The sequence below is a fragment of the Sphingobacterium sp. BN32 genome, from assembly GCF_030503615.1.
Classification (GTDB): domain Bacteria; phylum Bacteroidota; class Bacteroidia; order Sphingobacteriales; family Sphingobacteriaceae; genus Sphingobacterium.
The window spans coordinates 437,561-452,951 of record NZ_CP129963.1; the positions used below are offsets into that span (position 1 = coordinate 437,561).

A 15,391-nucleotide genomic window follows, 5' to 3' on the forward strand; every position below is an offset into this window, starting at 1 on the left:
CATCAACAATGAGCAATTTTTACTTAAAATGTTGCAGTCTATCGTTAGTAATGTTATTAAGCATTACGACGATTTTCGCACAACAAGCTGTTACAGGAAGAGTAACAGATGGTAATACAGGAGTTGCCGGCGTTAGCGTTACGGTAGTGGGAACTACACGTGGGGGACAAACCGACGCCAATGGTAACTATTCTGTAGACGCTAATAATGGCGAGAAACTACGTTTTTCTATCGTTGGTTATACCACGCAGACGATTACGGTGTCCTCGAGAACACATAATGTGACACTGCAGGCAGACGATACGTCGATTGATGAGGTTGTCGTAACGGCGATGGGTATCAAGCGTGAAAAGAAATCCCTTGGTTATTCTTTTCAGGAGGTAAAAGGCGAGCAGCTGACGGATGCGAAAGAAACAAATATCTCAAATGCTTTAGTGGGTAAAGTGGCCGGTTTACAGGTGATCAAAGGTTCGGCAGGTCCTGCTTCTTCAACAAAGATTACTTTACGCGGTAATAACTCCTTAGCAGGCGATAACCAACCATTAATTATCGTAGATGGTGTTCCGATGAACAATTTCTTAGGTTCAAAAGGTGGTAATGGTTTAGCAAATAACGACTTCTGGAACCCAGGTACCGATATGGGTAATGGTTTAGGGGATATCAACCCGGAAGACATCGAAAGCATGTCGGTGTTGAAGAGTGGTGCTGCCTCAGCGTTATACGGTTCACGTGCGGGTAACGGCGCGATTGTTATCACGACTAAATCGGGTAGAGCACAGAAAGGCACAGGAATTACTTATTCATCAACATTAGGATTAGAAACTTTGTTCACTTTGCCAAAACTGCAAAATTCCTTTGCTCAAGGTAAAGATGGTGTTTTTGATAATTTGCAATTATATAGCTGGGGTCCGGAAATGGGATCTACGTACCAAGCTTATAATAATATCGAAGATTTCTTTAAGACAGGCGTGAATCATACGCAGAATATTTCATTCCAACAACAATATGAAAATACAAGCGTGTATACCTCTGCAACGTATTTGAATGATCAAAGCAAGATTCCTGGATCTAGTTTAGAGCGTTTAAACTTGATGTCAAGAGTGACTTCTAATTTCGGCGAAAACAAACGTTGGAGCACAGATGTCAAAGTACAATACATGAACAACAATGCGGTAAACCGTCCTACATCTGGCCAGAACAATGGAAATGCCTATAGCACCTTGTTCACCATGCCTAGATCATTAAGTATTTTGGATTACAAAAACCCATTGACGAACACCGGAAAGATGTACTGGTACGGGACGACGAACTCGATCAACCCTTACTGGTTAGCGGAATACCAGCAAAATAACGACGTTAGAAATCGTTATATGATGAATGCAAATATCAAGTATAAGCTAACAGATTGGTTAGACGCGGAAGCACGTACAGGTATGGATTCATACGTGACGCGTTTTGATAACCGTACATATGGCGGTAGTCCTATGGCTGCAAACGGTAAATATGCAAACGGTAAAACAGAGTTTGCTGAGCGTAACTATACATTAGCATTACATGCTAGAAAAGATGAGTTAGGTGGTAGCAAATGGGGATTGTCAGGATCCTTATTCGGTCAGATCATGAAATCGAACGAGACGATGTTGAATGTGAATGCTGGTGAGCTTGAGGTTCCAAACTTCTTCTCCGTACAAAACGGTGTGGGTAACCCGGCGGTTGATCAGTTGAACAACAGAAAACAAATCAATTCGATTTATGCTACGGCAGAGGTTAACTACGATGGTTTCTGGTTCTTGACATTAACAGGTCGTGAAGATTGGTCATCGACATTAGCAGATCCTTTCTTCTATCCATCGGTTAGTACATCCTTAGTAATTTCTGACATGATCAGAAAAAGAGGGGGCAACCTTCCTGAATTTATCAGCTTCTTAAAAGTGAGAGGGTCTTATGCTGAGGTAGGAAATGATACAAGACCTTATCAATTATACAACAGCTATGCGGTTGGGAAAGATCCAAATGGCAATGCGGTTGGTAGCTATGACGAAGTGAAATTCAACCCTGCTTTAGTTAATGAATTGATTAAAGCGTTAGAATTTGGTTTTGATACGAGATTATTCAACAGCCGCTTAGGTTTAGATTTTGCTTGGTATAAAAACAATGCTACAAATCAAATCATTGAGGTTCCTATGGATCCAATGAGTGGTTTCAGAGCAGAATTGATCAATGCTGGTAATATTCAAAATACAGGTTTTGAGATTGCCTTAGATGGTCAAATCTTACAGTCTGACGCAGGTTTAAACTGGAATTCTTCGGTAAACTTTTCGAAGAATACAAACAAGATTATCGAGTTGACTGACGAGATTAAAAACTATACGTTAGGTGGGTTTGATAATCTTGCAGTTCGCGCAAATGCTGGCGAGCTATATGGAAATATCTACGGTACAAAATACCGTCGTGTGGAAGATACGGCAAGCCCATTTTACGGACAAAAGATTTTAGATGCTAATGGATTACCACAAACGACAGATGCCGTATTATTGGGTAACCAAGCACCGAAGGCATTAGTTGGCTGGATCAACAGCTTCTCCTACAAAAATATCGGTTTATCTTTCCAGATTGACGGTCGTTTCGGCGGTGAGTTTTTCTCAGGTACAAACCTGAATTTACAACGTAATGGTGTGGCAGATATCACTGCACCAGGTGGTAAACGCGATAATTTCGTTGTAGATGGCGTGGTTGTAGACGGCGCGAGTTATAAAGAAAATACGAAATCGGTTTCTCAACAACAATACTGGGATCGGGTGACGAATTCAGGTAATCTCGGTATCAGTGAAGAGAATATTTACGACGCGACGAATATTCGTTTAAGAAATATTACGTTGAGCTATAACCTACCATCGTCAATATTGAAAAGCAATGTCTTACAGCGTGCAAAAATTGCATTTACTGTGAACAACGCATGGATGATCAAGAGTTATGCGAATGGAATTGACCCAGAATCTGTATTCTCGATCAACTCCAATGCGACAGGATTTGAGAATTTCTCGACTCCAACGTCAAGATCATTTTTCATTAACCTAACATTAGGATTTTAATTTTAAGAGCAAAGACACATGAAAAATATTATATCAAAAGCGGGATTGTTTTTTGCACTTGCGGCAAGCGTAACGTCGTGTTCGGATTTTGAGGAGATGAACACTCCCCCTCTGAAAGTAAATGAGGATCAGGTACAAGTAGAATATTTGTTTAACGATGCATTAATTGGTGCACAACAAGATCCCAATATTGCCGAGCGAATTTTTGTGCTGTATTGGAAAACTGCGGCAAGACAACACTTGTCAAACGGTATTGCTGTCTGTACGCATAATGACGGTTGGTCCAATGAATATTGGGGCAGAGGATATGGTGCGAAATGGTTAACCAGTATCAACAAAGCTATCAAAGTCGGAGAGGAGCGCATTGCTGCAAATACGGCCGAGCCATATTTAAACAATATGGTTCAGATTTCTAGAATTTGGAGAGCTTATCTACTCAGTGAATTGTCTGACAACTTCGGTCCGGTTCCCTTAGAAGGTTTTGAAGGTACCAACCCGAAATATAATACCGTTGAAGAAGTTTATACTTTTATCTTGAATGACTTGAAAGATGCGGTGTCAAAATTAGATGCGAATAATCCGGTTCCTAATACCAAGACCAAGTTTGATAACGCTTATGGCTTTAAGGTTGATAACTGGACGAAATATGGAAACTCTTTGCGTATGCGTTTTGCGATGCGTATCGCTGAGGTCGCTCCTGAAAAAGCAAAGGCAGAATTTGAAAGTGCAGCAGCCGGTGGCAACTACATTAAAAATGCAGGCGAGATGTTCGCTATTCAAGAGAAACCAGGATGGGATCCACTTTCTGGTGTCATGAGCCGCGAATGGAACGGACAAGTGCTTTCAGCAACCTTAAATAATCTATATTTAGGTTTAGGCGGTATCAAGTCGCAAGATCAACTAGCAGCAAGCTTCCACACTGCGATTAAGCCTGCAGACTATGTAGGAAAGCGTATGTTAGAGCATTATTCGGTAAAGACGAACGACCCTTCTGCAGGATACTTTTTCGATGGACTTCCTCATACGATCGATCCACGTGCTTACAAAACATTCTACATTCCTGGAGATGTTTCTAGTAGTACTTGGTCAAACTATCCATCTTGGACCAACGATGCTAAGGAGACTGAGGTGACCATGAAACGCGCGTCTGGCGATATTAAGTTAAACACAAAAAATACGTGGAGCACAACTGCAATCGGTGATTTTGGCGCTTTGGGTACAGCAAACGGTATTCGTTCAGTGCAGATTGGCAAAATTCCTGGCTTATCTCAGGCATTTAGAGCAAGTGGTTCAAAACGTGTATTCTTTGCAGCATGGGAATCCTATTTCTTATTAGCAGAAGCGGCATTGAAAGGCTGGTCTGTAGGTACAACAGCGCAAGCTGCATATGAGAATGGAGTAAAATCAAGCTTTGAGTATTGGGGTGTTTCCCAACATGCTGCTGCTTACTTAGCATCTGAGGATTATAACCGCGTTGGTACGTCCGCTAAATTTACACATACTGCAGAGCCTGGGAATTCGCATAACATGACTTATGTTGATGGCTATACGAATGCTACAGGAACAGCGAGCATTGCTTATCCGGCCAATACGATCTATAAAAATGGTACTGTACGTAACGATGCTTTAACGAAGATTATTACGCAAAAATATATTGCTAATATGCCATGGTTGCCATTAGAGGCATGGAGCGATCACCGAAGATTGGGATTGCCGTTCTTCGAAAATCCAGCTGTTGAAAATCCATTAACAAATCTTCCGGATTTAAATAGTGGAAACTTCATGACAAACCGTGTTAGATTCTTCCCGCAACGTATTCCTTTCCCTTCGGTATTTAGAGAATCGTCGCCCGAAGGTTATGCGCAAGCAGTAACAGCGCTTGGTGCTGAAGACAAAGCATTAACACCACTTTGGTGGGCTAAGAAAAACTAATCTCAGTTTTATACCATATTGAATTCCTATAGGGCATCGCCCTATAGGAATTTATCGTTTTTAACAGTTCGCATGACTGAAATTCTAGCGATAGACTATGCGAATTATTATATTTGAACAGCTCATAAAATCCGATATTTTACACTATAATTCATGAGAAAATTAAGCCTATTTTTTTTATTTATCATTTACACGTTATTTACCCATGCACAGACGGATAAGGCTCAATGGTTAGCGGATGCCCGTTATGGTATGTTTATTCACTGGGGGCTTTATAGTGCTACCGAGGGGATTTGGAAGGGCGAGCGCTTGCGCCACCCGAATAACTATGCGGAGTGGATCCGTTATAGAAATCGGATTGGGGAGGCTGAATATGGAGCTTTAGCAAAGCGATTTGATTGGGAAAAAATCAATCCGGAAGAGTGGGTTTTGCTGGCGAAGAAGGCCGGCATGAAATATATTATCATCACGTCGAAACATCACGATGGTGTTGCGCTATGGGATACAAAGGTAGGTTCTTATTCTTTACCGAAATTGAGTGGAAGCGGGCGAGATGTGATTAAGGAAATAGCAGATGCCTGTCGAAAACACGATATGAAATTGGGATTTTATTATTCCCACTGGATCGATTGGCAACATCCGTATGCTTGGAACCATAATCAAGAAGTAACTGGGCGCGTGACTGACGCACAGTATAATCAGTACTGGCAGGAGAAAGTGATTCCCCAAGTACGTGAGCTTTTGACAAATTACGGTGATATTGCGCTGATGTGGTTTGATATGTGGATTCCCTATCAGCAGAGTATCATCAAGAAGGAACAGTTGGATCAATTGGCGAGCATGATACATCAACTGCAGCCAAAGTGCTTAATCAATTCGCGCTTAGGGCTTCCAATCAGCGATGAAAACGTGGATTTTGAGACGCTTGGAGATAATGTATTTGGGGAAGCTTATACGGATCATATTTGGGAAACGCCGGGTACTATTGCGCATTCCTGGGGTTTTAATGCTCTAGAGAACGAATGGAAATCCACCAACCAACTATTCCAATCTTTGATTAACAACGTAAGCTTGAATGGATCATATACCTTAAACATCGGGCCTCGAGCAGATGGTTCTGTGCCTTTTGAAGGTGTAGAACGTTTGGAAACGATTGGTAAGTGGTTAGCGCAATACGGCGAAGCTTTATATGCTAACAAAGGATTGAAGCTAAGAAGTTCGCAACATGATTGGGGGCGAATTACGCAAGATCAAAGTGGGACGAACTTATATCTTCATGTTTATAACTGGCCGTTAGACAAAAAACTTCGCGTTTCCGGATTGTTAGGAAAACCGGTGCGGGCAACGCTTTTGAGCTCCGCCGAGCCGCTTGATTTAAAGGTTGAGCAGTTCGGGCCTTTGATGCATATTCAGCTTCCCGAAACACAAGCAGATCCATACGTTTCGGTAGTAAAAATGAGTTTCGATGAAATCCATTTAGATGAGCAAGTTGTGGGCGAATCTACTTTTGGCGGCTTTGCATTGAATGCAAGAAATCTTGTAACTCCGGGAGTTGAAATGAAAGCATTTGATGGTACCCGACCGGATTATTTAATGTTAAAGGAGCATCAGGACATTGCATGGAAAGTTTATCTACCAAAAGCCGGGAGATATAAATTGACTTCGAACATCCATAATGGACATGGGAAGGAAAGCACGTTAAAAATCGCTGTACAACGCTTGACTTTAGAAGCGAGTGCTGCCGCTAAGCGATATCGTCAAGACTTTTCTGTTTCGGCCAAACCCAATGGAAAAGTAACAGTTGAGCCGAATGAGAATTGGTATGTTGAAGAGTTTTTGGATCAAGAGGTTGGGACTTTCAACGCGGATCGTGCTGGATATTATGAAGTGCACTTCTCTGCGAGTTCCCCTATTTGGTTTAACAAGATATGGATTGAATCGATAAAATAATATCCGATTAGGAAACTTCTCCTTTGCAGCTGTAAAAAATAAGCCACTACTAGGTTTAGGGAGGAAATTTTAATTACCTTTGTGCGATTAAAAAGGTCAAAATTAAATTGATGCATTCTATTTGAGGCAACTGCATCACAACGAAAACACAATGAGTTATAACGAACACAAAGTAACAATTGAGATGGGCGGCGGACTTGCTCCTATCGAATTGTCTACCGGAAAGTTAGCGAAGCAAGCTGACGGATCGGTGGTATTAAAGCAAGGAAACACGATGTTATTGGCAACGGTTGTTTCATCCAAAGAAGCTAAGGCGGGGGTTGATTTCCTTCCTTTATCTGTAGATTACCAAGAAAAATATGCGGCTACCGGCCGTATCCCAGGCGGTTTCTTACGCCGTGAAGCTAGACTTTCAGATTATGAAGTTTTAATTTCAAGATTAATAGATAGAGCGTTACGTCCATTATTCCCAGATACTTACCATGCAGATACACAGGTTATGGTGAGTTTGATTTCTGCGGATAAGGAGATCATGCCAGATGCATTAGCAGGATTGGCTGCTTCTGCAGCGATCGCAGTATCTGATATTCCATTCAATGGTCCTATTTCAGAAGTTCGCGTGGCGAAGGTAGATGGTCAATTAGTGATCAATCCAACGGTTTCCGTTTTGGAGAATGCGAGCTTAGAGTTTATCGTTGCGGGATCTGCACAAGATATCGTGATGGTGGAAGGCGAAGCGAAAGAGATTTCTGAAGCAGAGATGGTTGAAGCGATTGCTTTTGCGCACGAAGCAATTAAAAAGCAAGTTGCAGGACAAGTAGAATTAAGCAGATTAGTAGGTTCGGAAACCAAACGCGAGTTTGTTCATGAGCCTTCGAACCCTGAGTTAAGAGAAGCTGTTTATGCAGCGACTTATGATAAAGTTTATGAGGTAGCGAAATCAGGATCGACGAAGCACGAACGTACAGAGCGATTTGCCGAAATTGGTGAAGAGTTTTTTGCCACTCAAGGTGAGGAAATCGACGACGATACTGCTTTCTTGTTAAAGAAATACTACCACGACGTTCAATACGATGCTGTACGTAATTTAGTATTGGACGAAGGAATTCGTTTAGATGGCCGTGATGTTCGTACCGTACGTCCGATTTGGTCTGAGGTTGATTATTTGCCGGCTGCACACGGTTCTGCTGTGTTTACACGTGGTGAAACGCAATCATTAACTTCCGTAACTTTAGGAGCTAAAGATGATGAGCAAATGATTGATGGAGCATTTTTCCATGGTTATAACAAGTTCATTTTGCACTATAATTTCCCAGGATTCTCTACAGGTGAAGTAAGACCGAACAGAGGTCCAGGTCGTCGTGAAGTTGGACATGGTAACTTAGCGATGCGTTCATTGAAACAAGTATTGCCAACAGGTGAAGATAATCCTTACACAATCCGTGTAGTTTCAGATATTTTAGAATCTAATGGTTCTTCGTCTATGGCTACTGTTTGTGCTGGTACTTTAGCATTGATGGATGCAGGTGTTAAAATTGCAGCTCCAGTTTCTGGTATTGCCATGGGATTGATCACGGATGAGAAGACTGGTAAATACGCAATTTTATCAGATATCTTGGGTGATGAAGACCACTTAGGTGATATGGACTTTAAAGTTACAGGTACGCAAAAAGGTATCGTTGGATGTCAAATGGACTTGAAGATCAACGGTTTGAAATGGGAAGTGTTGACTCAAGCCTTAGATCAAGCTAAAGAGGCTCGCTTACACATCTTAGGCGAGATGGCTAAGACTATCCAAACGCCTCGTGAAGATTACAAACCTCACGCTCCACGCATTGTTCAAATTACGATCGATAAGGAATTTATCGGTGCTGTGATTGGCCCTGGTGGTAAAGTGATTCAAGAAATGCAACGTGAAACAGGTGCTACGATTTCAATCGAAGAGGTTGATAACAAAGGTATTGTTCAGTTCTTCGCAGAAAATAAAGATTCGATCGATGCAGCAATGGCGCGTGTGAAAGCGATCGTTACGAAACCTGAGATTGGTGAAGTATATGAAGGTAAAGTGAAGTCTATCATGGCATTCGGTGCTTTCGTTGAAATTTTACCAGGTAAAGATGGTTTATTGCACATCTCTGAGATTGACTGGAAGCGTCTAGAAACCATGGACGGCGTATTTAAAGAAGGGGATATGGTAACCGTTAAGTTATTAGATATTGATAAACAGGGTAAGATGAAGCTTTCTCGTAAAGCCTTATTACCTCGCCCTCCAAGAGAAGATAAGCCAAAGCAAGAGCAAAAGCCAGCGACTGATGCGTCGGCAACAGATGCTCCTCAAGCTTAATTGACTTGATAAGATAAAAAAGCCATCCAAACGGATGGCTTTTTTATTTATAAAAATGATCAGGTTTTTAATTCATTATATTTGCTTCTCCACTCGCTGGAGTACATCCCTCGCTCATTCAGGAACATTTACGTGAGTTTGAAGCGGAGGAATATTGATATAAACAATGCGGAATTAGTAGAATAGACCATTAAAGAAATATAATCGGAAAAATAAGCATAAAGAAAGGGTGCCAATTTGACACCCTTGCTTTATGCTTATTTTTATAACATCATTACACCGGGTATCTCTGCTACCTTTTTGTAATATTCTATCACCTCATCAGCAGAGTTTACAAAATTTTCTATGCTGATTGATGTGTATTTTCCACCTGAAGAACTTTTTTCGGAAAACTTCGCTGATGAATGGGTAAATAATGCTTTAACCTGTTCGCCCTGATCCGAGTCCGTTTTAACGATAAACTTAAAGGTATAGATTGAAGGAAATTGTTCAACCTCTATTAATTTTTCCCTAAAGTTTTTGTAGAAATCTTGACCGTTATTTCCGTCCTGAATATCTTTTATGTTAATGTTGTTGAAATCACTCATTATGTTTTTCTCCTTTCCCTTATTGTTATCAAAATGTGTACCTAAGGTTAAAACATGACAATTTGTGATATGTTCTAATTTTCCATCGATGTTGCTTGATCTCTACGCTTGTTGCCGAACTTTTTATTTGGCGTGGGCGACATTTCGAATACCAGGTCGCCACCTTTCATCATTTCGGAATGCGTAATATAGGATTTTGTGTATTTCTTCCCATCTAATCGGATAGACCTAATGTAGATATTCTTTTTGCTGTTGTTTTTAGCGCTTATGCGAAATAGTTTTCCACTAGGCATCTGGATTGTTGCTGCATCTAAAACAGGGCTCCCAAAGATGTATTCGCCATTGACAGGGCTTGCAGGGTATAATCCCATCATGGACCATACTGCCCACGCACTCATCTGTCCGGCATCTTCATTTCCAGCATAGCCGTCTGGTCGATCATGGTACATAGAATCTATAATAGCTCTTACTTTTTCTTGGGTCTTCCAAGGTTTGCCGATATAACTATACATATAAGCAATATGGTGGCTTGGTTCATTGCCATGGGCATATTGTCCTATAAATCCGGAAGCATCGGGCGACTGGTTTTCTCCGGTCATATGTGATGGCGCCGCAAATAGCTTATCCAACATCTTATCCAAGCCGTCCTTTTTGGGGAATAGATTTGCTAGGCCTCGCACATCGTGCGGAACAAAAAAGGAATGTTGCCAAGCATTTCCTTCTATATACTGACTTTTATCGAAATCATGTTCTGAGTAGAAAGGGTCGAATGGTTCTATGAATTTTCCATCTTTCTTTTTAGCGCGCATAAATCCAGATTGTGGGTCGAAATGATTAACATAACTTTTCGCGCGCTTCGTGAATTTTTTATAATCCTCTTGTTTACCTAATTTTTTAGCAACTAAGGAAATGCAATAATCGTCAAATGCGTATTCCAGTGTCTTAGTTACCGAGCCACCATTGACATCTTGAGGAACATAGCCATACTCGATATAAGCAGGAACCTCTCGGATAGACTGATGGGCACTTGCTAACATCGCTTGATATGCGCGTTCTTGATCAATCCCTGGCCAATCTTTCAGGATCGCATCAGCAATCACGGGAATCGCATGATAGCCAGTCATTGTATTGGTTTCGAAAGTGCTCAGATCCCAAACAGGAAGCAAACCGTTTTCATCGTAAAACGCAAGCATGCTGTTAATAATGTCGGTATATCGTTCGGGTTGCGTGATGGTAAATAGCGGTTTTAACGCTCTGAACGTATCCCATAGTGAGAATAAGGTATAACGCTGGCCGTTATTTGGCATCTTGTGTTGTTCTCCTTTATAGTTCTTGTAAGCGCCGTCCTGGTCTGAGTACAGTGTTGGGGAAATCGCTGTATGATATAACGCAGTGTAGAAAATCCTTTTCAAGCGATCGTCCTTGCTTTCCACTTCAATCTTTCCTAATTCTTTCTCCCATTTCTGTTCGGCTTGGGTTTTCACCTGCTCAAATGACCAATTCGGAATCTCGTTTAGTGCTAATAGTGCTTTCTGTTCATTGCTTGTGGATAGTGCTACCTTCAGTTCGATCTGTTTGCCGCTCGGGAATACGAACTGCGCGTTGACAGCGGGTTCTGCAAGTTTTCCTTGATTTTCTATGCGTAATTTTTTTGCATTGCTTTCTATCCCATTGAGTAGGTATTGCTTGAATGGTGAAGAAAAGCGAACGGCAAAGTAGATATGTTGCTGATTCGCCCATCCATAGGAGTATCGCTTACCGATGACCGTGCTGTCATTTAAAATTTGAATCTCCGTATCGGTTGGTTTATCCCAATTGAAGGCATGATTTAAATCTAAGCGTATTGTGGGTTCTGATGAAGCTGGAAATTGATATTGGTGATAACCAACGCGTTCGGTTGCTGTAAGCCTTGCTTGTATCTGATTGTTTAATTGTACGGCGTAATATCCAGGGCTTGCTTTTTCCTTATCGTGCGAAAATGCAACACGGGTATCGACTTTATAGTTTTTTATTGGTTTCAGCATAGGCATGATGGCGATATCCAACCAGTCGCCTATTCCAGTTCCGCTTAGATGCATATGGCTGAATCCGGCGATAGAATCTGCGGAGATATGGTATCCGCTGACCCAATCCCAACCATTTTTACCGTTGTCCGGAGATAATTGAACTAAAGAGAACGGGACTGTAGCACCAGGAAAGGTATGCCCATGCCCTCCGGTTCCGATAAATGGGTCGACATACTGTGTCAATTTTTGTGCTTCAGCATGGCTAGCTGATATCAGGATTACCGTGCTTAGGAAAATGGATTTTAGTGCCTTAGTATAATGAAAGGTCATAATCTTCGTTATAAATGTGTACTCTATACAAAAGTAGTTTTATTTCTTTAATAAATCCTTTTAGCCTATTTTTTAGCAAATAGTTTAGCAATTGTTTGCTAAACTTTAGCTGAAATTATATATTTGGTAAAATTTCCTATAATCCACTGTTGACCTAGCATGAGAAAGCGTATTTTAATTAGTGATATTGCAAAAACTCTTGGAGTTTCCGTTACGACCGTATCTTTTATTTTGAATGGAAAAGCGAAAGAGAAACGAATTAGTGAAAGTTTAACCAAACGCGTCTTAGAGTACGTCAAGAAGGTAGGGTATAAACCAAATCAATTAGCCCAAAGTTTAAGAACCGGGCAGTCCAAAATATTAGGCTTGATTGTCGAAGATATCTCAAACCCATTTTTTTCGAATATCGCAAAGTACATAGAGCGTATAGCCTATGAAAATGGCTATCACATTATCTACTGTAGTATGGATAATGATCCAACGAAAGCTAAAGAACTGATTCAATTATTTTATGACCGACAGGTCGATGGCTATATCATTACGCCCCCTGAAGGTTTGGAGGATACTTTGAGCAATTTGAACAAGAATAATGTGCCTTTGGTGTTGTTTGACCGCTATGTGGCGCAGTTGGAAACTCATTATGTGGTACTGGATAACTTCAATGGAGCTTTTGAAGCCACCAAACATTTGCTGGATAATCCCAAGAATAAAAAGGTGGGTTTTGTTTCGCTCTACTCTAATCAAACGCAGATGCGCGATCGTTTAGAGGGGTATATGAAGGCAATTGATGATTATCAGCAGCAGGCGTACATCAAGAAAGTTCGTTTAGATGAGGATGAAGAAACCGCAGTTGAGCAACTGTATGAATTTATTCATGATAATAACCTAGATGCTGTTTTGTTTGCGACCAATTATTTGGCAATTGATGGTTTGAAAGCTGTTAAAGAGAATGGCATTAAGCTGCCTAATATGGTTGCTTTTGATGACCATACATTGTTCAAATTGCATGATCCCGATATTTCTGTGGTGACTCAGGACACCGTAGCGATAGCGAACGAGCTCATACACACTTTGTTGAATGAAATCAAAGGAAAAAATAAGGAATTACAAAAAATTGTAATCCCTTGTGAGCTTCTTGTCAGAGGTTCATCGGCTATTGTTGAGGAGCCGCAGGAACAAACTTCATTGAAATAGAGTTTACACAATGCCTCGTGTTTTTGGCGGTGAAACCTTCGCCCTCAAAAACATGACCGAGGTGTGCTCCACACTTGGCGCATAGAATTTCTGTTCTACGTCCGTCGGCATCGACCTCTCTTTTTACAGCGCCTGGTATTTCATCGTCAAAACTCGGCCAGCCACAATGTGACTCAAATTTATCTTCAGACGTGTATAAAGGGGCGTCGCAGCGTCGGCAGATATACGTTCCTTTTGCTTTGTTATCCAGAAGTTCGCCGGTAAATGGTCGCTCTGTTCCTTTATGAAGAATGACATATTCTTCTTCAGGCGTTAATTTGTTGTATTTCGTTTCGTCATTCATAGTCGTATGTGTATACTTCGATTGTGATTGGGCACAACTTGTAAATAAAAAAAAGAGAAAGAAGAAATTTATCCATTTCATAGTCATACTAAGTTAACAATAAAAAGCTGGTATAAAATCACATTATTGTTATATTTAGGGCACTTTATGACGATTCTATGATATCTATTTAGAATGATTATAAATTGATAAATTACGTCATCAGATTGTCAGGGATTGCTTAATAAGTTATACTTTTGTGCATTGTTTTGTACGCTTCTGTGTACATACTCTAAGTGTCAACAATTAATTATTACACATAAAATAGTATAAAGTGCTAAATATGAGAAATATCTCATCCGTTTTGGGAAGACTTGCGAAGTCAATATCGATCAGTTTGGTATTGTTATTTGCCGTTACAACAACCTCGCAAGCACAGGATGCCGCGAATGGTGCTGCTCTCTTCAAATCGAACGCTTGTAACTCTTGTCACGCTGTTGGTAAGAAAATTACAGGTCCAGATTTAAAGGGTTTATCTGAGCGTCGTGAAGAGGCTTGGATTGTTAAGTGGATTCATAATCCACAAGGAATGGTTGATTCAGGAGATGAGCAAGCTGTTGCATTGAAGGCTGAGTACCCGACAATGATGGCTCCTTACGCTCATTTGTCGGAGACTGATATTAAGGATATCATCGCCTTTTTGAAAGCAGAGGAAGTTAAGTTAGCTGAGAAGGCTGCGAAAGCTCCAGCTGGTGGTGCTGCTGCTAGCAGTGATGCCAGTGGAATGATGATCATTGGCTTAGTTGCATTGTTCGTTGTTGCTGTTGCGGTAATCTTTGCTTTAAACCGTGTTACAAAAACTTTAGAGAAGGTAATTGCTGCTAACCAAGCGACAATTGCTGCTGCACAAGCTCAACATGAAGAGGCTGGCGAAAGCGGTTCTGCTAAGTTTGCGAAAGCATTCTTGAAGAACAAAAAGCTAGTGTTCTTTGTGGTGTTGATGGTTGTCGGTTTGTTAGGCGTTGCGGGTTGGAAAGCGATGTGGAACGTGGGTGTACATGAAGGTTATAAGCCAGTACAACCTATTAAGTTCTCTCACCAAATTCACGCGGGTGTTAACCAAATTGAGTGTCAATATTGTCACGGTGGTGCGTTCAAATCTAAGAATGCTTCGATTCCATCAGCAAACGTTTGTATGAACTGTCACAACACAGTAACTGCATCTGATCACTACGATGGCGAGATTTCACCAGAGATTTTGAAGATCTATCGTGCGGTTGATTTTGATCCAGAGACTAAGACTTACGGAAATAATCCTCGTCCTATCGAATGGGTTAGAATTCATAACTTACCTGACTTTGCATATTTCAACCACTCACAACACGTAGTTGTTGCAGGTGTTGAGTGTCAAACATGTCACGGTCCGATCCAAGATATGGAAGAAGTTTATCAATATTCTCCTTTAACAATGAAATGGTGTGTTGACTGTCACAAAACGACAGAGGTAAATGCGGATAACGCATATTACGATCAATTGATCAAAGCACATGAGAAATTGAAAAAAGGAGAGAAGATGACTGCTGCAATGATCGGTGGATTAGAGTGTGGTAAGTGTCACTATTAATAGAGTTTAA

At 40.9% G+C, this 15,391-nt stretch carries 9 protein-coding genes; 6 read left to right on the forward strand and 3 right to left on the reverse strand.

The genetic code is table 11. The features are described 5' to 3' along the window. The first annotated feature begins 8 nt into the window (after positions 1-8). From QYC40_RS01910 to pnp, 4 genes are all read left to right on the forward strand, one after another. Positions 9-3,092 carry a SusC/RagA family TonB-linked outer membrane protein gene (locus QYC40_RS01910; protein ID WP_301992091.1) on the forward strand — a complete coding sequence of 1,028 codons (3,084 nt, stop codon included), beginning with the start codon at positions 9-11 and terminating at the stop codon, positions 3,090-3,092. Positions 3,093-3,110: 18 nt separating this feature from the next. Further along, positions 3,111-5,024 carry a SusD/RagB family nutrient-binding outer membrane lipoprotein gene (locus QYC40_RS01915; RefSeq protein WP_301992092.1) on the forward strand — a complete coding sequence of 638 codons (1,914 nt, stop codon included), beginning with the start codon at positions 3,111-3,113 and terminating at the stop codon, positions 5,022-5,024. Positions 5,025-5,177: 153 nt separating this feature from the next. Then, positions 5,178-6,974 (forward strand): alpha-L-fucosidase, encoded by a 1,797-nt coding sequence (locus QYC40_RS01920; protein ID WP_301992093.1) that lies wholly within the window; start codon positions 5,178-5,180, stop codon positions 6,972-6,974. Between the two features lie 151 nt (positions 6,975-7,125). Continuing rightward, the gene (pnp, locus tag QYC40_RS01925) at positions 7,126-9,318 is read left to right on the forward strand and encodes a polyribonucleotide nucleotidyltransferase (protein WP_301992094.1); all 2,193 of its coding nucleotides are present in this window, start codon (positions 7,126-7,128) and stop codon (positions 9,316-9,318) included. 263 nt (positions 9,319-9,581) lie between these two features. Here the strand turns inward: pnp and QYC40_RS01930 are convergent, their stop codons facing one another. Further along, on the reverse strand, positions 9,582-9,905 hold the full coding sequence (locus QYC40_RS01930; protein ID WP_301992095.1) for a DUF493 domain-containing protein: 324 nt from the start codon (positions 9,903-9,905) through the stop codon (positions 9,582-9,584). A gap of 74 nt (positions 9,906-9,979) precedes the next feature. Beyond that, a complete protein-coding gene (locus QYC40_RS01935; RefSeq protein ID WP_301992096.1) occupies positions 9,980-12,241 on the reverse strand; it encodes a GH92 family glycosyl hydrolase in 2,262 nt (753 codons plus the stop codon). A 159-nt stretch (positions 12,242-12,400) separates the two neighbouring features. Between QYC40_RS01935 and QYC40_RS01940 the strand changes: the two genes are divergently transcribed. Then, positions 12,401-13,435 (forward strand): LacI family DNA-binding transcriptional regulator, encoded by a 1,035-nt coding sequence (locus QYC40_RS01940; RefSeq protein ID WP_301992097.1) that lies wholly within the window; start codon positions 12,401-12,403, stop codon positions 13,433-13,435. On the opposite strand, the gene QYC40_RS01945 is transcribed toward QYC40_RS01940, so the two are convergent. Continuing rightward, positions 13,395-13,778 carry a methionine-R-sulfoxide reductase gene (locus QYC40_RS01945; protein ID WP_301992098.1) on the reverse strand — a complete coding sequence of 128 codons (384 nt, stop codon included), beginning with the start codon at positions 13,776-13,778 and terminating at the stop codon, positions 13,395-13,397. The two genes, QYC40_RS01940 and QYC40_RS01945, sit on opposite strands and share 41 nt — an antisense overlap. 322 nt (positions 13,779-14,100) lie before the next feature. On the opposite strand from QYC40_RS01945, the gene QYC40_RS01950 reads away from it, so the two are divergent. After that, on the forward strand, positions 14,101-15,381 hold the full coding sequence (locus QYC40_RS01950) for a cytochrome c3 family protein (RefSeq protein ID WP_301992099.1): 1,281 nt from the start codon (positions 14,101-14,103) through the stop codon (positions 15,379-15,381). The last annotated feature ends 10 nt before the right edge of the window (positions 15,382-15,391 follow it).